The sequence below is a fragment of the Saccharicrinis sp. 156 genome, assembly GCF_050589685.1.
Classification (GTDB): Bacteria; Bacteroidota; Bacteroidia; order Bacteroidales; family Marinilabiliaceae; genus Saccharicrinis.
The window spans coordinates 101722-123291 of the sequence record NZ_JBNGOS010000007.1 but is presented as its reverse complement, the minus strand read 5'-3'; the positions used below and the strand labels follow the sequence as shown (position 1 = coordinate 123291).

Here is a 21570-nt window from a genome sequence, read left to right as displayed (position 1 = left end):
TCGTTTTACTTTTGGTTATAACAAATGTACGAAAAAAGGAGATGATTGGTATGGTGTGTTATGCTTATTGTTAACATATAGCACAAACTGTTCGGATCGTTGGTTGTGAACTTTCATCCAGTTTAATATCTTTAGGGCCTTAATAAAACCTTTGCGGTATTCTACATGTCAAAATTTAAATCTTATATCATAGCCTTTAGGTTGCGAACACTTCCCTTGGCTTTGTCTTCTATTTTAATGGGTAATTTTATTGCAGCCTATCATCAAGCATATAATTGGCAGGTTGGTATATTGGCCATTGTAACTACAATTTTGTTGCAGGTATTAAGCAATGTGGCCAATGACTATGGCGATGCTGTTTCAGGGGCTGACAATGAAGAGCGTGTTGGGCCGGAACGCATGGTGTCCACAGGCAAAATATCAACGTCTGAAATGAAAATCACCGTTATTCTGTTTTCCATACTGTCCTTAATTTCAGGATTGGTATTAATCAGCTATGGAAATTTTGAGGCGATGAGTATAAAGGCATGGGGTTTATTGGTGTTAGGGGTAGGAGCTATTGCTGCCGCTATTAAATATACGGTGGGTAAAAATCCGTATGGTTATAAAGGTATGGGCGATTTTTTTGTATTCTTATTTTTTGGCTTAGCAGGGGTGTTGGGAACTTACTTTTTACATACAGGAAGTTTTAACGTATGGCTGTTGTTGCCTGCCTCGGCCATTGGCTTCTTAAGTACCGGGGTTTTAAATCTGAACAATCTGCGCGATGTAGAGAATGATACTAAAACAGGGAAAAATACGCTGGTCGTGAAGAACGGAAGTAGTTGGGGTAAAAAATACCATGCCTTTCTTCTTATTGGCGCTATGGTTTTAATGGCTGTTTACGGGGTGTTTCAATTCAATAGTTCTTGGCAATGGTTGTTTGTTCCGGTTTTTGTTATTCTTATAAAAAACCTTGTTTTTGTGCGTAAAAACCAAGAACCAAAACTTCTTGACCCTCAACTTAAAAAATTGGCCATAGCCACATTTCTTTTGGTTTTGTTGTCGGGATTTGGATTGTTTTTTTAATATCTTGATACCCCGCTAGAAATGATCAGGCTTTGAGCCTTCTTACATGATACATTTTTTATGCTAACAGCTTCTTTTAAAAAACATACCTTAAAATTTGTCACACCCGGGGGTACCTCACGCGGGGTGTTAAAGACAAAGGATAGCTGGTATATCCGCGTTTATGAAACGGCCAGACCAGAGGTTGTAGGTCTTGGTGAATGTTCCATCTTGCCGAAGCTGAGCATGGACGACAGGCCTGACCTCGAAAAGAAACTAGCAGAAGTTTGCAGCAACATCAACTCCTACGTTATTAATTTTCACGAATATTTAAAAGAATGGCCCGCGATACGATTTGCCGTGGAAATGGCCTTGCTTGACTTAAGGAATGGAGGCGTCAGGAAAATATTTCACTCCGAATTTTCAATAGGAGAAAAGGCGATCCCCATTAATGGATTAATCTGGATGGGCGAGACGGGATATATGAAAGAACAGTTAGCGCAAAAACTTGAAGAAGGTTTTAATTGCATAAAGATAAAGGTCGGGGCGCTGGATTTTCGAAAGGAAATAGAATTGATTCAGGAAATTAGAAAAACATACGATGCCGCTCAAATAGAAATAAGGGTAGATGCCAATGGCGCTTTTGCAACTGATGAAGCCATGGGAAAGTTAACCGAGCTGAGTGAACTGGGTATCCATTCCATAGAGCAGCCCATAAAAGCAGGACAATGGCAAACGATGGCAGAGCTTTGCGCAGGAACACCCTTGCCGATTGCCTTGGATGAGGAATTGATTGGAATATATAACGTTCTGCAAAAAGAGGAAATGATTTCGGTTATTAAACCTCAATATATTATTTTAAAGCCCTCCTTATTAGGCGGGTTTAAGGCATCGGAAGAATGGGTTAGCTTAGCGGAAAAGTATCATGTTAATTGGTGGGCCACCTCGGCGCTGGAGGGGAATGTCGGACTAAATGCCATTGCCCAATGGACGGCTGTTCAGCATAATTCCATGCCGCAGGGGTTGGGCACGGGTCGGGTGTTTTCTAATAATATCAATTCTCCGTTACAGGTGAAAGCCGGTCATCTTAGCTATAATAGGAATGAGTCATGGGGAGATTTACCATAGAAAAATATAACAGCATAAAGTTAGATGGGATTTGCCGTGAAGGAGAAGAATTGAAGGGGTTTTGTGCCACTCAACTCGAACATAATCCCATGCCTGAATGGCAAACACATATCTATCAATTTATTCTTCAATGGTTATCGCCTGGCGATTATGTGGTTGCACATACTTCGGGTTCAACGGGAATACCGAAAGAAATCCGATTGCAGAAAAAGTATATGCTTGCTTCGGCAAAGAAAACGGTGGGATATTTTAATTTGACTCCGGAGAAAACAGCCCTGTTGTGTTTGTCAGCCAACTATATTGCAGGTAAGATGATGTTGGTTCGGGCATTTGTCGGTGGTTTTAATTTGGTTCTGGCAGAGCCCACAGGTACTCCACTTTTGGGTATCCCCGGATCAATTGATTTTGCGGCAATGGTTCCATTGCAGGTGTATCATTCAATTCCTGATTGTACTAAAAAAATAAAATCGGTAATTATAGGAGGCGGGGCGGTTTCATCCGGATTAAAGAAGCAGTTGATGGGTTTACCTACCCGGTTTTATGAAACCTATGGCATGACCGAGACAGTATCGCATGTGGCTATCCGGGAGATAAAAGCAGGGTGCGGTTTTTTTAAAGCCATGCCTAACGTGTTCTTTGAACAGGACGAAAGGGGTTGTTTAAAAATTATAGCACCTGATATCAGCGAAAAAAAAATAATTACCAACGATATTGTCAAACTGAAAAACAAGCATGAATTCCTGTTTTTGGGAAGATACGACAGTATCATTAACACGGGAGGCGTTAAAATAATTCCGGAGGAGGTGGAAATGAAATTGGCTTCCGTAATAAAGGTACCCTTTGTTATCTCATCTTTACCCGATGATAAACTGGGTGAGAGGGTGGTAATGGTTTTGGAAACAAGCCGTGGGCAAGTTCATCTCGCCGATTTTTCTTCCGTACTTTCCAAATATGAAATTCCCAAGGAGATTAAAATTATTCCAAATTTCCCTTTAACCGAAACGGGTAAAATTAAGCGGGGGGAAGTAAAGAGATTAATCAGTGGCATGTAATTTGAGTGGTACTTGTTCTGATGAATGTCATTTTACCATTTGCCATTCCAAAACGAGGCCTATGAATAATCGTGTTGAAACCGCATGATGTATTTTCTCATGCCTATTGTGCGTTGAATGGATTTGGGCGAATAATTATTTGGTGAAGAATTGTAGTCCGAATGAAAGAAGGTGACCCAAATACAAACATGCCGAAAATCATAGTAAAAAAAAATGGGTTTTGCTTTCTTTGGCGGATGGGTCAGAAACCGGCCTGATTTATGGATGTCACCTGCATGAAAAATTAATTATATGAAGAATTTAAAGTTGACAAGTGCTGTTTTGATTGCTTTTATGACGTTGAGCAACTTAAGTGCACAGGACAAAAAAGAAGAGGGATACAAATTTGAAACTATCTATGATTTAGAAGCAACATCGGTTAAAAATCAATATCGTTCAGGTACTTGCTGGAGTTTTTCGGGACTTTCGTTTTTGGAATCCGAGGCTATAAAAAACGGGAAGGGCTCTTTTGATTTATCCGAAATGTTCGTGGTAAGAAACTGTTATTCAGATAAGGCCGTAAAATACGTTCGTTTGCATGGATCATTAAACTTTGGGGCAGGTGGATCCTTCGAAGATGTGCTTTACACTTTGCGTAACTATGGTATTGTTCCCGAAGAAACATATGCAGGATTAAATTACGGTGAGCCTAAGCATGTGCATGGGGAGTTGGATAAACTGTTAAAAGTATATGTTGATGGTGTTATCGAAAACAAGAACAAAAAACTATCTCCGGTGTGGCACAAAGGATTTAACGGCATATTGGATGCATACATGGGGGAGTACCCTGAAACATTTACCTACAAGGAAAAGGAATACACCCCAAAAACATTTGCCAAAGAAGTTACAGGGTTAGATGCGGATGATTATATCATATTAACATCGTTTACCCACCACCCTTATTATTCGAAGTTTGTATTTGAAGTACCTGATAACTGGGTGTGGGGGGAAGTTTACAATGTTACCTTAGATGATTTAAAGGAGATTATGCATGCCACCCTGGAACAAGGGCATACCTTTGGGTGGGCATCCGATGTCAGCGAAAAAGGGTTTTCTTTCAGAAATGGGGTAGCTGTGGTTCCTGAAAGCGACATTGAAGAAATGGATGGATCGGAACGTTCAAAGTGGGAAGCCATGAGCAATGCAGAGCGGGAGAAAATGATGTACAGTTTTGACGGCCCTGTAAAGGAAAAAGTGATTACACCAGAAATGCGCCAGGAACAATTCGATAATTATTTAAGTACCGATGATCATGGAATGCATATCACAGGAATGGTGAAGGATCAGAAAGGATCCATTTATTATAAGGTGAAAAATTCGTGGGATACCAATAACAAGTACGATGGTTATTTTTATGCTTCGGAACCTTTTGTGCTGTTAAAAACCATGAATATCATGATCAATAAAAACACTTTGCCTAAAACGCTTAAAAAGAAATTGGGCATCAGATAGTTCAACAGTGCCAATTGACAATAGTTAAGATATACGTTATCATCACCAGCGATTTACCCAATCAACCATAAATGGTAACGTCAAAAGCCACTTTCGTTTATCGGAGGTGGCTTTTATTTTTAAATGCCTGATGTTTCCTCCCGGATGATTTTATCCGAGATCGGTTCTTAGAAAATAAAAATAATTTCTAACGGCAGCAGGCTTTTTGCGTATCCGGGAAGTCCCGACTAAGAAATTCTTATAATTCAGTTTTGCAGAAATATTCAGATTTTATTAGTCGAATTACTTATCAGGTATTTTCTAATGACAATTTTGGGATTATATTTGTCCATATTGTATGAGAATAGCGCCACTTATCAGTTATATATCTAATTATCTACATCATGAACTACAAAGACTATAAAACCCGAATGAAAATCAGGGCGGAAGCCGGGGATATTTATGCAGCCTTAACCAATCCGTTTACCATTGAATTATGGTCGGGCTATAAGGCCGAGATGTCCACCGAGCCAAATTCCGAATTTTCACTTTGGGAAGGCGATATATCGGGTAAGAACCTGGAATTCGAAACCAATAAAAAGGTAGTTCAGGAGTGGTATTTCGGAGAGCAGCCCGAACCTTCCATCGTAACCATAAAAATATTTGAGCAGAAAAACCTGTGCCAGGTAGAATTAGTACATACCAATATCCCCGAAGAGGATTTTGAAGATATATGTGAAGGCTGGAACGAATATTACCTGGGAGCTATCAAAGAATTTTTTGAACAGGATTAACCCTGAATAATTTACCTTTTCCAAAATTTTTGACTTTGGAAAAGTTTGGTAAACGGTACTTGACATTAAAAATCGATTTTGTTAACTTTAGTTAGATATCAAACCTAACTGGAGCGTATGAATTCCATTAACTACAGTGCTGTCCCTTTTGTGCGTTTGCTGCTACCGCTACTTGTAGGCCGGGTTCTTTCATTATTTGTTCCAACGCCGTTAATATCTTATCTATTGATATTTGCGCTGAGCCTGTTGGTAATCACTTTTTTATTTCGTTCTTCTGGAATACGCTATTCCAAACGTTGGATTGTTGGTGTGATTATTCCTATGGCGTTATTGTCTTTCGGAATTATTAATAAACCTAACTATTCTTTTGATGCATCTTTATTGGCGCAACAGCGTGTTTACAGAGCCATCGTAAAACAAGTGATTAAAGATGCGGATGACAAGCAAAGCCTCATTCTCTCATGTGTTAATATTGATTCTACTTCTCAATATTATTTTAATGCTTTAATGTATGTTCGCAACGATAGCATAGATAAATTACTGCCCGGGGATAAAATAGCTTATGAAGCCACCCTTTCCGAAATAAAGCTTACCGGAAACCCTTTTGCCTTTGAATATGCCAACTACATGAAAAACAAGGGTGTGGAAGGCCAGTTTTTTACAGAGCGTCAAAATGTTCAAAGATTGGGACGTTCCTTCTCGGTAAATCGTTTCTTTTATCAAGCCCGTCAGAAAGCAGAAGGTAAATTACGGCTTCTTCCATTAAACGAGGAAGAATTTGCCATAGTTTCTGCCTTGGTACTCGGGAATAAATCCATGTTAAACTACCAAACCAAGGCAAACTTCTCCAGTGCAGGTGCCATTCATGTGTTATCTATTTCAGGGCTTCATGTCGGAATTATCTATCTCATGCTCATGTCGCTTTTGGGTAGGATAGGAAAAGGGGCTATAGCATTAGTTAAAGTTCTGATTGTGATTTTTGCCTTATGGTTTTATGCGGCCATTAGCGGAATGTCGCCTTCTGTTTCCAGGGCTACGCTAATGTTTAGCATTTTTGTTATCGCCAAGTGGAAGAGCCACCGATACAATATTTACCACTCCATGGCTATCGCCGCATTTATAATTTTAATCATAAAACCAGATTCAGCTATTCATGCAGGATTTTGGTTGAGCTTTTTAGCAGTGGCGTCCATCGTGTACTTTTATCCCCTCATTAACGGGGTGTGGTATTTTTCTTCCCCATGGGGCAAATATACCTGGGCTTTGGTTTCCGTTTCGCTGGCTGCGCAAATCGGAACGCTTCCCTTAAGTCTTTTTCTTTTTGGTTTTTTTCCTACCTGGTTTATTCTTTCCAATATATTGATAATCCCTGTTTTACCCATTATGTTGGTTGGTGCTATAATGGTAATCGTTCTGCCCGGAGATTCAATTGTTATGCTTTTAGTGGCCGATGCTATTTCAGCCATGTTCGGGTATTTGAACGAGATAACAGCTTGGACAGGTTGTTTGCCATTTGCACGATATACAAGAATACAGCTGCAATTTTACCAGGTATTTGTGTTTTATGTATCGCTGATTTCGTTTGTGATGTGGCGACATTTAAAACGGGGTAAATATTTAGTTTATGGAATGACGTTTTTATGGATTGGAATAACAGGAATATCGGTAGCAACTTATAATAAATACCACCAGCAAGTATTTTCGGTTCATCAGGTAAAGGATAAAACGGCAATAACAGTAACATCAATCCATCAATGCGAATGTTGGCTAAATGAATCACTGGATACTAAAGAAATAGATTACGCTGTGCTGCCTCTCGTTCTGCATCAACAAGCGCAGAACCTATACCCTCATAAAATGGATTCAATTGTTGTATGTCCTATTCCCTTTAAAGGCAAAAACATACTTGTTTTAAATGGTGAGGTTGATATCAAAAAACTTGGCCGCAATACAGATATCATTGTGTTCACCGCAAAACTTAAGTCATTTCAAATAAAAAAGATGTTGGATACATTGAACGGTCAAACTCTAATATTTGATTCCTCGTTTTCTAATTCGCAAAGCAGATATCTGCAAAAAGAACTAATAAATCGTAAGTTAAATGCCCATTTTGTAATGTTGGATGGTGCATATTCGATGACTATCTAGTCTATACAAATCAAAATTCATCCCGTATCAAGTGTTAATGTTTTGCTGCGCAAATAAATAGGGTGTTACAATAAATATTGTTAATGGTGGACAATTTTAATTTTTATCTTATAAATTTGCATCGGTTTTCTAAATACGGTTTTTCGTATTTGTGTTTTAAGAAAAAGTAATCGATGAGAATTATTATTGCAGGTGCAGGGGAGGTAGGTACACATGTTGCAAAAATGATGTGCCATGCCAATCATGATGTTATTTTGATTGATGATAGCGAAGAACGTCTTCAACAGATTGACGCTCATTTTGACTTGATGACGATCGTTGGGTCGGTTTCCTCTATTGAGGACTTAAAGCAAGCCAATGTAGCGGCCTGCGATTTGTTTATTGCCGTTCCTCCATACGAGGAGTTAAGCATATTGTCGGCAATACTGGCAAAAAAACTGGGTGCCAAGGTTACTATTGCCCGCATTAACAACTACGAATATTTATTACCCGAAAACAAGGAATTTTTTAATCAGTTAGGGGTGGACGAACTGATTTATCCGGAGCAATTGGCCGCCAAGGAAATTGCTACCTCTTTAAAAAGAGTGGGTATCCGACAGCAAATTGATTTTTCTGATGGTAAACTGATTTTATATGCGATTAAGATTAGAGCCAATGCACCCATTGTAAATAAAACCTTGGCCGAGGTAGCAGAAATGCACGAGACCAAATTATATAATACGGTCGCCATCAACAGGGACGGGCAAACTATTATTCCTCGCGGTAATGAATCGTTCAGACACAATGACCTAGCTTACATTTTAACAACTCCCGAAGGAACCCTAAAGGTAATGGAGGACGCAGGGAAAGAGCATTTTGATGTCAGGAATGTGATGATTCTCGGTGGTAGCCGAATAGGTAAAAAAGTGGCGCAACGTTTAGAAGACGACTATAACGTGAAACTGATTGAAATTGACCGCGATAAAAGCACCAAGCTGGCAGATACCCTGGAGAATACCTTGGTGATTAGCGGGGATGGCCGAAACCTTGAGTTGTTAAAAGATGAAGGTATTAAAAAGATGGATGCCTTTGTTGCAGTAACCTCAAACTCAGAAGTAAACATTTTGGCATGTCAGTTGGCCAAAAAAATGGGTATCCGAAAAACAGTGGCCGAGGTGGAGAACATGGATTACATCGATTTGGCCGAGAATATTGGTATAGGAACGTTGATCAATAAAAAACTGATTGCCGCAAGTTATATTTATCGCTATACCGTTAGAGCTCGTGTTTCGCACGTAAAATGCCTGATCGCCTCAGAAGCAGAAGTGCTGGAATTGGTAGCCACGCAAGATTCCAAAATTATTAAAGGCCGATTAAGTGATCTGAAGTTGCCGAAAGATGTAAATGTGGGAGGAATCATCCGAAACGGAACTGCCATCATTGCAACAGGTAACACGCAAATTATTCCGAACGATAAGGTGGTGGTTTTTGCCATGCCTTCGGGTATCCGAAAGATTGAAAAGATGTTTCTTTAATCAAACATTTTTTGCATATCTAAAATAGCGGAGTAAATTTGTGCCTTTCATTATTGGTTTCGAAAAGATAAACTATCCTTTGGTATGTTAAATGGTAGAATAGTCCTGCTTATTATGGGGCTTCTTCTGGTAGTAGAAGGTGCATTTATGTTACTTTCTTCAGTGGTTGCCGCAATTTACGGTGAGTACGACTTGCCTTATTTCCTTTGGTCTGCGTTAATATGTATTTCTATCGGTGGGATACTATTTGCCACCAATCATAAGGCAGAGAAAAATATAGGAAAGCGTGAGGGATATATCATAGTTTCTATGGTATGGATTGTTTTCTCGTTTTTCGGTCTGCTTCCATTTTATTTGAGCGGAGCCATTCCTTCCTTTACAGATGCCTTCTTCGAAACCATGTCGGGTTTTACTACCACAGGTTCCTCCATATTAAACGATATTGAAGCTTTGCCTCATGGGATATTGTTTTGGCGAAGCATTATCCAATGGCTGGGAGGAATGGGGATCATCGTGTTTTCATTGGCTATTTTGCCTTTGCTAGGCGTGGGGGGGATGCAGCTATTTGTGGCGGAGGTTCCGGGGCCTGTAGCCGAAAAATTAAGCCCGCGTATTGCAGACACGGCCAAACGTCTTTGGGGAATATACGTGCTGTTTACGGTGGTTGAAACTATCTTGTTGTGGGCTGGCGGGATGACTTATTTCGATGCGATCTGTCATTCGTTTACCACTATGGCCACAGGAGGCTATTCTACCAAACAGGCCAGTGTGGCCTTTTACGATTCCGCTTACATTCAGTATGTGATTATCCTTTTTATGTTTATTGCTGGTGCCAACTTTTCATTGTCATATGCCGGTTTACATGGTAAGATAAAAAAGGTGTTTAAAGATGAGGAATTTCAGTATTATTTAGGTTTTGTACTACTGGTTTCCGTGCTGGTAGCTGCGGTACTGTTTGTTTCGGGTGATGTAACAAATGTAGAAAAAGCTTTTAGGGATGCCTTATTCCAGGTGGTTTCCTTAATTACAACAACGGGTTATGCTACGGCCGATTACCTCGTATGGTTTCCAACCCTAAGTATCATCATGTTTATGTTAATGTTTGTTGGAGGTAGTGCAGGTTCTACCGGGGGTGGGATTAAAGTGGTACGTATTGTTTTGCTATTGAAAAATGCTTATTTCGAATTAAAGAGACTGATCCACCCAAATGCAGTTATTCCTGTCAGATTTAACTCCAAAGCCGTATCTCCTACCATTATTACAAACGTATTAGCCTTTATCGTTATATACATGTTGATAGTAGGTATCAGTATGATAATCATGTCCTTTATGGGATATGATTTGAATACGTCAATAGGTGCAGTTGCAACCTGTATTGGTAATATTGGACCCGGACTTGGAGAGGTAGGGCCGGCAGCCAACTTTGCCCATATCCCGAACCTTGGTAAGTGGTTCTTGAGTTTTTTGATGCTGATAGGGCGATTGGAGATTTTTACGGTGGTGCTCCTTTTTTCCCCGCATTTTTGGAAGAATTAATTATTTTTTGAATAACCGTTCGTCAAAATAAAATTTCTCTGTTTTGATAATTTTAACTTCATTAAAATCAGGGTGAAGAGGATTGATTAAAATGTTAAAGTCGCCCTGTACTGCTGCAGATGGCACTTTGATATAAAGATGTTTGTGGTTATTAACGAAGGTATTTCCAAATTCTTGTGTTGCTCTTAAATCCGGATTATGTATTGGAGGTTCGTCATGAGCATTGCAAGTACAATAAAACAAAGCCTTACCGAAACGAGGCATCACTTGTCCCGATTACTTTCGGGAGCATCGTTCTGGTGAGTTGAAGTTGATGCAACGAAGTGTCTTGATTTAAAGTAATTTCAATGTGTAATAGAATTTCTAATGCATATTGCGGGTTAAATAAGGAAACAGCCTCCAGTCTTTGGGTAGAGACTCAATTTTTATTTTTGCGATATCTGAATAATCCGGTATTTCTATAGTAGTTAAATAGTAGTTTTTGGGCATAATCCCAATAGGTGTATGAACTGCTACTTCAGCCATGCACAGGGCTCTTGAATCCGAAGTGTAAAGCAGTTTTATTCCTTTGAAATTCCATCTTCCGCCAGTTATTTCCGTACCGGTATCTGATAGATCTTGTGAGTACTTCTTATTAGCAAGTCGGTAAACTATCATGCTAAAATTCCATGTTCTATTCTTATTAACTCATCTTTTACCAGGTTTATGCCAAACGAATTATCTAATAAATCAATTGGTCTGATATTTCCTAAAGCTATACTTTTGGAATATAGCCAAGATAGAAAATTCTTTTTTTCTCCAAAAACTTCAAAACCTTTTGAAAACAAAAGCATGGTCAAAAGAAGTTTTTCCGAATGAACTGAATCAAACTTTTTCTTTTCTATATCGCTGCATTGTTCTTTCCGACATGTTTAATATTCTTGACCAATCCGAAGAGCTTAAGGGATAAGACAATGAAAATTCTTCAAAAGTACTATAGTTTACTCCTTCTCTTGTGGTATCAATAAGTTTAAAGACGCCTTTGTTATCAAGTGAATCATATGTTATGTCAGCTACTTTCATGATTTTACTTTTTGTAAAGTACGACAAATTACGAATAATTGCCGACAGTTGACTTGGTTCGAGTAGGTGTGTCTTTTGATGTCATTGATTCAACTTCAATTATTTGCCTCACAAAAAGGCTTGAGTATAGGGTATAGCTTTTTGTGGGGGCCAGAATCGAATTCAAAAGCATCCGATTTTAAAAGTTGTAATAGAGGAGCTTGATTCTCTTCACTGTGGTTTGCGGATTCTACTATCAAAACAGAAAACAATGTGGGGTCAAGTTGATTAGTTCTGGCCAATGAATCAAAATAACTGTAGGCATAATTTCGTTTAATGGTATTTTCAAAAATATTGCACATAAATTAGTGTCATGTCAACTCACAACTCATCACTCACTTCTTTCCCCTCTTCCTAACTTATCCAACATATTATACTTGGCCTGTCTGTTTTTCCATCTTTGGCGAGCGTATTCCTGCATGTTGGTTACCATATCCGTTTCATCAACAATCTCCAGGCCTAACAGGGTTTCAATAATATCTTCCATAGTCACGATGCCATCCAGGCCACCGTATTCGTCAACAATCAATGCGATATGTTCTTTCCTCTCCAGCAGCTTTTCCCATAAAGAAAAAAGTACAATGGAGTTAGGGACAATAAGGATATCCCTTTTGATATCCTTTAACTTCATGTTGTGTTCGTCAACCGCCAGCTTTTCGAATACGGTTTGCCGAAACACATAACCTGTTATGTGTTCGTCATTTTCGGCATATACCGGTATGCGGGAAAACTTAACAAAATCCTTGCGCATTAAAAAATCTCCCAAACTAAGATTCTCGTCCGCCACAGCCACTACCACTCTTGGCGTCATAATTTTAGTTACCTTAATGTCTTTTAATTTTAATACGTTCTGAATGATCTTTTGCTCTTTCTCCGAAAAAACTCCTTCATCTGCTCCTATGCTGGCTAAAACGCCAATTTCCTCCCTGCTGACGGTTTTTTCTTTCCTGTCATTTATAAATAAATTGGAAATGAACGATGACATCAATACCAAAGGGTAAGTAATAAATATCATCACCCTGATGGTGAAAAAGGTAAATTTGGCCAGCTTTCGCCAATATAAGGCACCCATGGTTTTTGGGATAATTTCGGTCACTATGAGTATCAGAATGGTCAATATGGCCGACACAATCCCAAAAGAAGCCTCTCCGAATACCTTTATGGCCTGCGCACCAACACCCGCAGCCCCAACCGTATGTGCCACTGTATTCAAAGAAAGAATAGCTGAAAAAGGTCTGTCAATATTATTTTTAAGTTCGAGGAAAGAACTTGACCATTCGTTACCCTTCTCCCGGTTGGTGATTAAAAAAGATTGCGGTGTTGAAAGTAGTACAGATTCCATGATGGAACATAAAAACGAAACAAACAAAGCAAGAAACAAATAAGTAAAAAGAAGTATCATGTTTTTCTAATAAAGATACAATTTTACCTATACCTTAACAATCGCCCATATTTTATCACCATTAAATATTAAAACCGGATCAAGCAGTATTTTTATTGCCAACTCTTAGTATGTTGTAACCTGTAGTAAATTAGAGGATAAAGGTGCTTTTGTGCAAGACTAGGTGGCTGATAAAAAAAATGAATGGATAAAACACTTGATAAAGTAAGGAATCCTTACTAAATTGGTCTTGATATTTTTTTTGTAACTGTTAAAACAATCGTAATCATGGAAAAATCAATTTTTTATCATGCCGGTTGTCCGGTTTGTGTTAGTGCCGAACAGGAAATCGTTGGGCTTATTGGTGAGTCAAACGTTGACATCGTTCATCTTGGTGAGAACAAATCCAGAATTCCGGAAGCAGAGTCGGCAGGGGTAAGGTCTGTACCTGCATTGTTAACTCCAACAGGGAACGTGCTACATTTAAATTTTGGCGCTTCAATTGAAGATGTAAAAGCTTAATTTTTTTTCCGACAGGTAGTTAGGAGTCCTTATGTGAATCTTAACTACCTATTTATTTTAATCAGATTTTAATAGAATATAAACTGAAAATATATCCAATTGATCGTGATCCATTTTATCTTTTGTTTGATTAAGTGAGGATTGCTAACTTTGTTTGGTTACGCAAATTTATACTACACATGAGTGAGGATTTGAATAAAAAGATAGTAGATGGACTAGAACGTATTTCAGAGGTCTTTAAAACTTTATATTGGAATAAAGCGAAGTTATATGGGGTAAGCCCCATTCAAATTCAGATATTATTATTTGTCGCAACTCACAAAACGGATTTGTGTACCGTAAGCCAGTTAGCTCTTGAGTTTAATTTGAGCAAACCAACTATAAGCGATGCGGTTAGGGTGTTGATCAATAAAGGACTCGTTAAGAAGGCTTATTTTTTATCGGATAGTAGAAGCTACTCCTTAATTATTTCTGAAAAAGGTAAGGAGTTGGTTCTTGAATTAAAAGGTTTCGCAAAACCGTTATTGCCGGTTCTTCAAACAATGAGTGAACATAACGCGAGCGAATTCTATCAAACCATTACGCAAATTATTTACCACTTAAACCAATCTGGAATTATCAGTGTACAAAGAACTTGCTATGCTTGTCGGTTTTATTCCAATCAATCAGGAAAGCATTACTGTAACTTAATGGAAAAACCATTGTTGGGTTATGAGATTAGGCTCGATTGTGATGAGTTTGAAACGAATAGGAGCTGAATACATTGCATACCTAAATAAAAGCCTATTAAATATACTTAAACAGTAGGATAATGTAGGTGTCGACCAATAACTTTTCAGGAATGTCGTTGTTTAGTGTTCAAATTTATTATAATCAATAATACATGATATACTATTTTACCTTACCGGGATTAGGAAATTCGGATGAAAACCATTGGCAAAGTCATTTTGAGAAGATATTACCCAATTGCAAGCGAATAGAACAAGCTAATTGGGATAGTCCCAATCGCGATGCGTGGGTAGCTTCCATCGAGGAGGCTACTATTGGGCTGGATTTGTCCCAGGTTGTTTTTATAACCCACAGTCTGGGTGGCATAACCTTATCTCATTGGGTGCATAAATATCAAAAGAAGATAAAAGCTGCTTTTATTGTAGCTCCTCCAAATGTGGAAAGTGTGCCGCCGGAATATGGGTTGGATTCTTTTTTGCCCGTTCCCAAGTCCAAAATTCCATTCCCAACCATTTTGGTGGCCAGCATCAACGACCAATGGTCAAGCATTGAGGAATCAGAAAAATTGGCTCAGGATTGGGGAAGTGAATTTGTTTCTGTTGGCAAAGCCGGGCATATTAATTCCGACTCTAACATCGGGGAATGGGCCGAAGGTCAAAAGTTACTCGAAAATTTGGTTAATACGGCTTAATTAATGAAGTCGATGTGGACCCTAATCTTCGATGTTTTGTCTGACTTCGGAAAGAAAGGATTTCATCTTGTCCATATCCTTGTGTTCGATAATAGCCAATAGTTCTTTCAGTTTTAACCTGATTTTTTCCACCTGTCCGCTCGTGAACGGATTAAATAGTATTTCGGAAAGCAGATAGTCGTCTTCGCCCAACAAGCCTTTAGCAATATCGAGATGCTTATGGAATGTGGTTCCCGGGGCGTCTTGTTTTTTCATGCAAGCGGCAAAAACAAGGGTAGAGGAGAAAGGAATGGACAGCGAATATGCAATAGTTTCATCATGCTGGATAAAGGTATATTCGTGGATATTCAACCCCAGCGTTCCGAAGAAATCTTTAAAAAACGCTTTCCCCAAATGGTCGCCTTCAGATATGATGATGGCATGATGTTCCCTCAACGATTTTAAATTTCCGAACGTAGGGCCGAACATTGGGTGAGTAGAAACATAGCGCATGCCCGTTTCTTCGTAATATTCCTGAAAACCTGTTTTTACCGAAGAAATATCTGAAATAATGCAACCCTTTGGCAAATACGGTACCACCTCTTTAAAGGCAGCAATGGTGTATTTCAGCGTCACTGCATTTATCAACAGTTCTGGCTCAAATGTTATAATTTCTTCAAGTTTGGTTAAACGTTGTGTGTTGAAAATATACTTTAGTTTTTCGAGGTTGGGGTCGTAAATGGCCACTTCATGGTCGAGGCAAAGTGCATCGGTAAGCCACGTGCCCATTTTTCCGGCACCCAATATACAGATCTTCATAATTAAGTCTACAGATTACAGCTTTCAGTCTGCAGTCTACAGCTGGCAGTTTTTTACATCACTGCATACTGAAGACTGCGGACTCTCGGCTGAATTATTGATTCATTATTTTGTTTTGACGAGTTACGGACTCTTCGTGAATGCTCTCGAAAAGTTTGGTTAGGAACTCATCTGACAGACCAAGTTTGGAACCTCGTTCTTTACGGTTGTTCATAATTTCATCGTAACGTCGGGTTTGTAAAATGGTAATGTTATTCTCTTTTTTATAAGTACCGATTGCTTCGGAAATCTCCATACGCCTTTTAAGTGTATCCAGGACTGCGTTGTCTAACTTATCAATTTCCTGGCGTAGCTCATCCAAAGTAACTCTGGGTTTTTCACCGATTTTAGGCTCTCGAAGTACTATTTTATCCGTAATTTTTTTCAGTTCCACTGGCGTCACCTGTTGTTTGGCATCACTCCATGCTTTTTCCGGGCAACGATGCGATTCTACCAATAGCCCATCAAAACCCAAGTCCATGGCCTCCTGAGAAATCTCGTAAATCAACTCAGCCTTGCCGCTAATATGGGAGGGGTCGCAAATAATAGGTAACTCCGGACAACGACGTTTCAACTCGATAGGTATTTGCCACTGTGGATGATTACGGTATTTGGTTTTATCGTATGTAGAGAATCCGCGGTGAATCGCAGCTAATTTTTTGATACCTGCCTGATTTATTCTCTCCAAAGCACCAATCCAAAGCTCCAAATCAGGATTTACAGGATTCTTTACTAATACCGGAATATCAACACCTTTAAGTGCATCTGCAATTTCTTGCACGGCAAAAGGGTTAGCAGTTGTTCTTGCACCTATCCAAAGAATATCGATTCCGTGTTTGATAGCTTCGAAAACATGGTGTGCATTGGCAACTTCTGTTCCCACGTAAAGTCCTAACTCTTCTTTTACCCTTTTTAGCCAGGGCAAACCGATGGTTCCCACACCTTCAAAAGCACCCGGACGAGTTCTTGGTTTCCAGATTCCAGCTCTAAAAATTTTAAAGCCATTTGTTGATAATTGTGTAGCAGTTTCCATTACCTGCTCTTCGGTTTCGGCACTGCAAGGGCCGGCGATTACCCAAGGACGCTCAAGGTCAAGTCCTGGAAGGCTAATTTTTTCAAGGTCTAATTTTACCATCTTATTGTATTTTTTGTTCTCTCTAAAAAGTGACGACATCAAGTGACAGGTTATACCACTCTGTATCGAAATTATTTTAATAGTAAGTTCTGTTTTATTTTTTCAATTGATTCTTTTAATACATCTTGTGTTGAGCAAAGGGATATACGGATATATCGTTGTCCTTTTTGTCCAAAAATACTTCCCGGAGTAATAAATACATGTGCATCTTTTAAAATCTGGTCAGATAATCTTTCAGCGGATTCAGTTTGCTCAGGTATTCTAGCCCAAATAAACATGCCCGATTGGTTTTTGTCGTATTTGCAATCCAGCATATCCATTATTTTCCATACCAATTCGCGACGCTGATAATACTCCTTATTTACTTCGTCGTACCAACTCTTTTTTAAGCCTAAAGCCTTTGCCGCTGCCAACTGTAGGGGCTTAAACATGCCACTGTCCATGTTGCTTTTTACCCTAAGAATATATTGGATAAATTCCGGATTGGACGCGACCATTCCCACACGCCATCCGGCCATGTTATGGGATTTGCTTAAAGAGTTAAGTTCGATACAAGTATCTTTGGCTCCTTCTATCCTGAAAATACTTAATGGATTATCGTTTAAGATAAAACTGTACGGATTGTCGTTACAAATAAGTATGTTGTGTTTTTTACCGAAGGCAACCAGCTTCTCAAATAACTCAAGGGTTGCGTTAGCGCCTGTAGGCATATTGGGATAATTCACCCACATTAATTTCACCTTCGACAAATCTAATTTTTCCAGTTTCTCAAAGTCAGGTTGCCAATTTAGTTCCTCCTCTAAATCATACGTCACCATTTCGGCTTCCACTAATTTAGAAACGGAAGCATAGGTTGGGTAGCCGGGATTAGGCACCAGCACCTTATCGTCTTTATTTAAAAAAGCCATGGAAATATGCATGATGCCCTCCTTGGAACCCATCAGTGGCAACACTTCTTTGGCAGGATCAAGCGCAACCTCAAAATACTGTCTATACCAAGAAGCAAAGGCATTTCTTAACTCCGGGATACCAATATAGCTCTGGTAGCCATGATTTCCTTTTTCTGACGAAGCCTTATTAAGTTCCTTCAGAACTTCAGGGTGCGGCGGGCGGTCGGGGTTTCCAATACCCAGGTTAATCACCTGTATGCCTTGTTGTCGCATTTCATCTATCTCCCTAAGTTTTTTGGAGAAATAATATTCTTTTACCTCGCTGATGCGATTGGCGGGTTGTATTGCCATGGCTTTAAAATGTTTTTTGTTCCGAAAGAGGTTTGTTGTCGTTACTTACTGCATCAAAAGATCTTTTACCTACGTGGTATTCGCCCAAGCTCTTCAAGTTTTTGGTCAAGGGACGTATAGCATCTAATGATTGCAGATATCGGTTGTAATCTTCAAATACTAAATCGATATAGAATAAATATTCCCATTCGCGACCTACAACCGGTAACGATTGTATTTTTGATAGGTTGATGTTATAAAAGGCCAAAATGGATAGCACTTTAGACAGACTTCCTTCAGAATGCGGGAGAGCAAAGACTAAAGAGGATTTATTTACCTTTTGCGTAATCAACAATTCTTCGACTTCAGTTTTTCCCTTATCAGAGATAATTAAAAAGCGGGTGAAGTTTCTTTTGTTGGTCTCTATATCCCTGGCGATAATATCTAACTTATATTTTTCTGCTGCCAATTCGGGAGCAATAGCTGCCATCCCTTTTAATTGATTATCCTGAATCCACTTACCGCTTAATGCTGTATCATCGCGTGAAATCATTTTAATATGAGGATACTTTTTAAAAAACTCACTACATTGTGCCAGGGCCATGGGGTGAGAGTGAACCTCTGTAATGTCTTCAATACTTTGTCCGGGTAAAGCAAGTAATTGATGTTTAATACGCAATTTGTATTCGCCGATTATCACCAGTCCGGAATCCTTTAATAAAGTATAGTTCTGCAGGATGCTACCCACCAACGTGTTTTCAATAGCAATAATGCCATAGATGGAATTATCCTTCTTTAATGTGGAAAAAAGTTCTTCAAAAGAGTCGCACTCAACCGTTTCAATGTCATTTGTTTCAAAATATGCCTTGGCTGCTATTTCATGGTTTGAACCTCCTCCTCCTTGAATTGCTACTTTCTTCATAATTGTTTTTTTACGATAAGGTTGTTACAGTATTGCAGCATCGTTGTTGCTCTATGGTGTCAACCTTTTTGTTAATAATGCTGTTGTTGCCAGCGCCAGAAAATAAAAAAGTCCCGCCTCATTGAGGCGGGACTTTAAATTTCTTTTGAAAATTTATATACTATTTACCCACCTCTTTTTGATTACAGAATCCAAAAAAGTAAAAATAAAAGCTGTAAAAAAATGCAAAATGGGTCATTTGTCTTTTGTTTATGCTGGCAAATGTAGTATAAAAAATTCGGAACAAAAATATTTGCTCTAAAAAATAACTATTTTTTACGTTTGCATGCTGATATATCGTAAGAGTTACGCCCCTTTTAACGATAGATTATTGTTTTCTGCCAGAATGTATATTTATTCATAAGTGAGCTGATCTTTGTCAATGGCGGTTTCAACATTATCCTTCAATCTCACTTAACTCCAGCCAACGCATTTCCTTTTCATCTAACAGATTTATAACTTCCGAAATTCGTTTTGATTTTTCGGTGAGCATCTCGGCGTCAAGCGTACCGGAATTTAATGCTTCCTCGATATCCGCTTTTTCATTATTCAACGTTTCCATATCCTGTTCCAGCTGCTCCATTTCCATTTTTTCTTTAAAGGATAGTTTCTTAGGTTTTTCCTTGGCTGGAGCAGGTTTGGAAGGTTCTTTTTTAATTTTCTCAACTTTTTTGCTTTCTTTTTCCAGTTCTATTTTGTGGTCGTGGTATATAGAGTAGTTGCCGGGGAAATCTTTGATAACCCCTTGCCCTTCAAATATAAATAGATGATCTACAATCTTATCCATAAAATATCTGTCGTGCGAAACGATGACCACACAGCCTTTAAAGTTTTGCAGATATTCTTCAAGCAGATTGAGTGTAAAGATATCCAAATCGTTGGTGGGCTCATCCAGAATCAGGAAGTTGGGGTTCGTCATCAATACGGTCATCAGGTATAAGCGTTTCTTCTCTCCGCCGCTGAGCTTGTCCACCAACACATGGTGCATCTCGTTACCGAACATAAAATGGCGAAGGAATTGGGCCGGACTCATGGAGTTGCCCGAACCCAAAGTGATGTGTTCCGATATATCCGAAATTACATCCAAAACTCTTTTTGTTGGGTCAATATTCATCCCGGACTGCCGGTAATAACCAACAACAACGGTTTCTCCGGTTTCCAGGTAACCCGAATCTGGTTCCAAAGCACCAGTAATAGTATTTAAAAAGGTTGTTTTTCCGGTTCCGTTTTTGCCAATGATGCCTACCTTTTCTCCTTGGGCAAACTTATAGTTAAAGTCGTCGAGAATTTTAAGATCGTCAAAAGCCTTACTCACATTATGACATTCAATAATTTTTTTGCCTAAACGTGCCGATTGGATATCTAAATTCATGGATTGCTCCTGCATTCCACTATGTGCTTTTTTCTTTAAATCGTGAAAAGCGTCAATGCGATATTTGGCTTTGGTGGCTCGGGCTTGTGGCATACGGTTCATCCACTCTTGCTCTGTTTTTAGCAGGTTTTTTGCTTTCTCTACCTGGGCATTGTGGGATTGGATACGTTCTTCTCTTTTTTCCAGAAAAAATGGATAGTTTCCTTTGTAAGTATAAAGGGTTTGATCGGCGAGCTCAATGATTTCGTTACACACTCTATCCAGGAAATAACGATCGTGGGTTACCATCATCAGTGTGCACTTTGACCGTTCCAAATAGGTTTCCAACCACTCAATCATTTCCAAATCAAGATGGTTGGTGGGTTCATCCAGAATTATAAACTGAGGTTCATTAATAAGCAGGTTGGCCAAGGCAACCCGCTTCTTCTGACCACCGGAAAGCTGGCTGATCTGTTGATCGAAATTTGTAATCTTAAGTTCGGTGAGAATTTGTTTGATGCGAGACTCAAAATCCCAGGCACCTAATTTGTCCAATTCCTCAATCAATTTCCCGAGCTCTTCATGGTTTTCATCAGCCAGCGCTTTTTCGTAGGCTTTAATGGCCAAAACTTGCGGATTGTCTGAGGCAAAGATTTCTTCGATAACTGAATGTCCGTCGTTTAAAACGGGAATCTGCGGTAAATATCCAACGGAAATTCCCTTTCTATATGTTACTTGACCGCTTTCGTTGGGTAACACATGCGCCAAAATATTAAGTAAGGTGGTTTTTCCAGTCCCGTTTCGGGCAATCAATCCTATTTTTTGTCCTTCCGAAACACCAAACGTTAAGTTGTCAAATAATCGTATATCGCCCCAATGATGGGTTAAATTCTCTACAGATAAATAATTCATATGATTGTGCTTATAGCTATTGGCCAATATAATGGCCTTTA

At 39.1% G+C, this 21570-nt stretch carries 21 protein-coding genes; 11 read left to right on the top strand and 10 right to left on the bottom strand.

The window, feature by feature from the left end:
- Nucleotides 1–165 precede the first annotated feature (165 nt).
- From ACRD64_RS05805 to ACRD64_RS05770, 8 genes are all read left to right on the top strand, one after another.
- Nucleotides 166–1068: a 1,4-dihydroxy-2-naphthoate polyprenyltransferase gene (locus ACRD64_RS05805; protein ID WP_430932284.1), complete on the top strand. Its 903-nt coding sequence runs from the start codon at nucleotides 166–168 to the stop codon at nucleotides 1066–1068.
- Nucleotides 1069–1128: 60 nt separating this feature from the next.
- Complete coding sequence (locus ACRD64_RS05800) at nucleotides 1129–2175, top strand: o-succinylbenzoate synthase (protein WP_430932283.1); 1047 nt, start codon at nucleotides 1129–1131, stop codon at nucleotides 2173–2175.
- Nucleotides 2157–3227: an AMP-binding protein gene (locus ACRD64_RS05795; RefSeq protein WP_430932282.1), complete on the top strand. Its 1071-nt coding sequence runs from the start codon at nucleotides 2157–2159 to the stop codon at nucleotides 3225–3227. Before ACRD64_RS05800 ends, ACRD64_RS05795 begins: the two co-directional genes overlap by 19 nt.
- 291 nt (nucleotides 3228–3518) lie before the next feature.
- Nucleotides 3519–4718, top strand: a complete 1200-nt coding sequence (locus ACRD64_RS05790) for an aminopeptidase C (RefSeq protein ID WP_430932281.1) — start codon at nucleotides 3519–3521, stop codon at nucleotides 4716–4718.
- Between the two features lie 383 nt (nucleotides 4719–5101).
- Entirely contained in the window at nucleotides 5102–5491 is a 390-nt protein-coding gene (locus ACRD64_RS05785; RefSeq protein ID WP_430932280.1) for an SRPBCC domain-containing protein, read from the top strand.
- Nucleotides 5492–5608: 117 nt separating this feature from the next.
- Nucleotides 5609–7639, top strand: a complete 2031-nt coding sequence (locus ACRD64_RS05780) for a ComEC/Rec2 family competence protein (protein ID WP_430932279.1) — start codon at nucleotides 5609–5611, stop codon at nucleotides 7637–7639.
- Nucleotides 7640–7812: 173 nt separating this feature from the next.
- Nucleotides 7813–9153, top strand: a complete 1341-nt coding sequence (gene trkA / locus ACRD64_RS05775; protein ID WP_430932278.1) for a Trk system potassium transporter TrkA — start codon at nucleotides 7813–7815, stop codon at nucleotides 9151–9153.
- Nucleotides 9154–9237: 84 nt separating this feature from the next.
- Nucleotides 9238–10689 (top strand): TrkH family potassium uptake protein, encoded by a 1452-nt coding sequence (locus ACRD64_RS05770; protein ID WP_430932277.1) that lies wholly within the window; start codon nucleotides 9238–9240, stop codon nucleotides 10687–10689.
- On the opposite strand, the gene ACRD64_RS05765 is transcribed toward ACRD64_RS05770, so the two are convergent.
- From ACRD64_RS05765 to ACRD64_RS05745, 5 genes are all read right to left on the bottom strand, one after another.
- On the bottom strand, nucleotides 10690–10953 hold the full coding sequence (locus tag ACRD64_RS05765; RefSeq protein WP_430932276.1) for an RES family NAD+ phosphorylase: 264 nt from the start codon (nucleotides 10951–10953) through the stop codon (nucleotides 10690–10692). It abuts the gene before it with no gap.
- Between the two features lie 99 nt (nucleotides 10954–11052).
- Nucleotides 11053–11346 (bottom strand): RES family NAD+ phosphorylase, encoded by a 294-nt coding sequence (locus ACRD64_RS05760; RefSeq protein WP_430932275.1) that lies wholly within the window; start codon nucleotides 11344–11346, stop codon nucleotides 11053–11055.
- Nucleotides 11343–11522: an antitoxin Xre/MbcA/ParS toxin-binding domain-containing protein gene (locus ACRD64_RS05755; protein ID WP_430932274.1), complete on the bottom strand. Its 180-nt coding sequence runs from the start codon at nucleotides 11520–11522 to the stop codon at nucleotides 11343–11345. Before ACRD64_RS05755 ends, ACRD64_RS05760 begins: the two co-directional genes overlap by 4 nt.
- Before the next feature lie 31 nt (nucleotides 11523–11553).
- Nucleotides 11554–11751: an antitoxin Xre-like helix-turn-helix domain-containing protein gene (locus ACRD64_RS05750; protein WP_430932273.1), complete on the bottom strand. Its 198-nt coding sequence runs from the start codon at nucleotides 11749–11751 to the stop codon at nucleotides 11554–11556.
- A 370-nt stretch (nucleotides 11752–12121) separates the two neighbouring features.
- Complete coding sequence (locus ACRD64_RS05745) at nucleotides 12122–13192, bottom strand: CNNM domain-containing protein (RefSeq protein ID WP_430932272.1); 1071 nt, start codon at nucleotides 13190–13192, stop codon at nucleotides 12122–12124.
- A gap of 267 nt (nucleotides 13193–13459) precedes the next feature.
- Between ACRD64_RS05745 and ACRD64_RS05740 the strand changes: the two genes are divergently transcribed.
- The 3 genes from ACRD64_RS05740 to ACRD64_RS05730 all read left to right on the top strand — a co-directional run bounded on the left by ACRD64_RS05740 (nucleotide 13460) and on the right by ACRD64_RS05730 (nucleotide 15113).
- A complete protein-coding gene (locus tag ACRD64_RS05740; RefSeq protein ID WP_430932271.1) occupies nucleotides 13460–13693 on the top strand; it encodes a hypothetical protein in 234 nt (77 codons plus the stop codon).
- A 179-nt stretch (nucleotides 13694–13872) separates the two neighbouring features.
- The gene (locus ACRD64_RS05735) at nucleotides 13873–14451 is read left to right on the top strand and encodes a MarR family winged helix-turn-helix transcriptional regulator (RefSeq protein WP_430932270.1); all 579 of its coding nucleotides are present in this window, start codon (nucleotides 13873–13875) and stop codon (nucleotides 14449–14451) included.
- Between the two features lie 125 nt (nucleotides 14452–14576).
- Entirely contained in the window at nucleotides 14577–15113 is a 537-nt protein-coding gene (locus ACRD64_RS05730; protein ID WP_430932269.1) for an RBBP9/YdeN family alpha/beta hydrolase, read from the top strand.
- Nucleotides 15114–15134: 21 nt separating this feature from the next.
- Here ACRD64_RS05730 and ACRD64_RS05725 read toward each other — a convergent pair whose 3' ends face one another.
- The 5 genes from ACRD64_RS05725 to ACRD64_RS05705 all read right to left on the bottom strand — a co-directional run bounded on the left by ACRD64_RS05725 (nucleotide 15135) and on the right by ACRD64_RS05705 (nucleotide 21529).
- Nucleotides 15135–15911: a prephenate dehydrogenase/arogenate dehydrogenase family protein gene (locus ACRD64_RS05725; RefSeq protein WP_430932268.1), complete on the bottom strand. Its 777-nt coding sequence runs from the start codon at nucleotides 15909–15911 to the stop codon at nucleotides 15135–15137.
- Nucleotides 15912–16005: 94 nt separating this feature from the next.
- Entirely contained in the window at nucleotides 16006–17085 is a 1080-nt protein-coding gene (locus ACRD64_RS05720; protein ID WP_430932267.1) for a chorismate mutase, read from the bottom strand.
- Between the two features lie 71 nt (nucleotides 17086–17156).
- Nucleotides 17157–18326, bottom strand: a complete 1170-nt coding sequence (locus tag ACRD64_RS05715; RefSeq protein WP_430932266.1) for a pyridoxal phosphate-dependent aminotransferase — start codon at nucleotides 18324–18326, stop codon at nucleotides 17157–17159.
- A 4-nt stretch (nucleotides 18327–18330) separates the two neighbouring features.
- Nucleotides 18331–19227, bottom strand: coding sequence for a prephenate dehydratase (locus ACRD64_RS05710; RefSeq protein ID WP_430932265.1), 897 nt, complete (start codon nucleotides 19225–19227; stop codon nucleotides 18331–18333).
- Between the two features lie 436 nt (nucleotides 19228–19663).
- On the bottom strand, nucleotides 19664–21529 hold the full coding sequence (locus ACRD64_RS05705) for an ABC-F family ATP-binding cassette domain-containing protein (protein ID WP_430932264.1): 1866 nt from the start codon (nucleotides 21527–21529) through the stop codon (nucleotides 19664–19666).
- Nucleotides 21530–21570 lie beyond the last annotated feature (41 nt).

Bases quoted from the DNA above. Each gene is read 5' to 3' on its own strand.
- ACRD64_RS05765 (WP_430932276.1), bottom strand. From the start codon at position 10,953: ATGCCTCGTTTCGGTAAGGCTTTGTTTTATTGTACTTGCAATGCTCAT.
- ACRD64_RS05745 (WP_430932272.1), bottom strand. From the start codon at position 13,192: ATGATACTTCTTTTTACTTATTTGTTTCTTGCTTTGTTTGTTTCGTTT.
- ACRD64_RS05795 (WP_430932282.1), top strand. From the start codon at position 2,157: ATGGGGAGATTTACCATAGAAAAATATAACAGCATAAAGTTAGATGGG.
- ACRD64_RS05785 (WP_430932280.1), top strand. From the start codon at position 5,102: ATGAACTACAAAGACTATAAAACCCGAATGAAAATCAGGGCGGAAGCC.
- ACRD64_RS05705 (WP_430932264.1), bottom strand. From the start codon at position 21,529: ATGAATTATTTATCTGTAGAGAATTTAACCCATCATTGGGGCGATATA.
- trkA (WP_430932278.1), top strand. From the start codon at position 7,813: ATGAGAATTATTATTGCAGGTGCAGGGGAGGTAGGTACACATGTTGCA.
- ACRD64_RS05730 (WP_430932269.1), top strand. From the start codon at position 14,577: ATGATATACTATTTTACCTTACCGGGATTAGGAAATTCGGATGAAAAC.
- ACRD64_RS05790 (WP_430932281.1), top strand. From the start codon at position 3,519: ATGAAGAATTTAAAGTTGACAAGTGCTGTTTTGATTGCTTTTATGACG.
- ACRD64_RS05710 (WP_430932265.1), bottom strand. From the start codon at position 19,227: ATGAAGAAAGTAGCAATTCAAGGAGGAGGAGGTTCAAACCATGAAATA.
- ACRD64_RS05750 (WP_430932273.1), bottom strand. From the start codon at position 11,751: ATGAAAGTAGCTGACATAACATATGATTCACTTGATAACAAAGGCGTC.
- ACRD64_RS05780 (WP_430932279.1), top strand. From the start codon at position 5,609: ATGAATTCCATTAACTACAGTGCTGTCCCTTTTGTGCGTTTGCTGCTA.
- ACRD64_RS05760 (WP_430932275.1), bottom strand. From the start codon at position 11,346: ATGATAGTTTACCGACTTGCTAATAAGAAGTACTCACAAGATCTATCA.
- ACRD64_RS05735 (WP_430932270.1), top strand. From the start codon at position 13,873: ATGAGTGAGGATTTGAATAAAAAGATAGTAGATGGACTAGAACGTATT.
- ACRD64_RS05740 (WP_430932271.1), top strand. From the start codon at position 13,460: ATGGAAAAATCAATTTTTTATCATGCCGGTTGTCCGGTTTGTGTTAGT.
- ACRD64_RS05755 (WP_430932274.1), bottom strand. From the start codon at position 11,522: ATGCTTTTGTTTTCAAAAGGTTTTGAAGTTTTTGGAGAAAAAAAGAAT.
- ACRD64_RS05800 (WP_430932283.1), top strand. From the start codon at position 1,129: ATGCTAACAGCTTCTTTTAAAAAACATACCTTAAAATTTGTCACACCC.
- ACRD64_RS05725 (WP_430932268.1), bottom strand. From the start codon at position 15,911: ATGAAGATCTGTATATTGGGTGCCGGAAAAATGGGCACGTGGCTTACC.
- ACRD64_RS05715 (WP_430932266.1), bottom strand. From the start codon at position 18,326: ATGGCAATACAACCCGCCAATCGCATCAGCGAGGTAAAAGAATATTAT.
- ACRD64_RS05770 (WP_430932277.1), top strand. From the start codon at position 9,238: ATGTTAAATGGTAGAATAGTCCTGCTTATTATGGGGCTTCTTCTGGTA.
- ACRD64_RS05720 (WP_430932267.1), bottom strand. From the start codon at position 17,085: ATGGTAAAATTAGACCTTGAAAAAATTAGCCTTCCAGGACTTGACCTT.
- ACRD64_RS05805 (WP_430932284.1), top strand. From the start codon at position 166: ATGTCAAAATTTAAATCTTATATCATAGCCTTTAGGTTGCGAACACTT.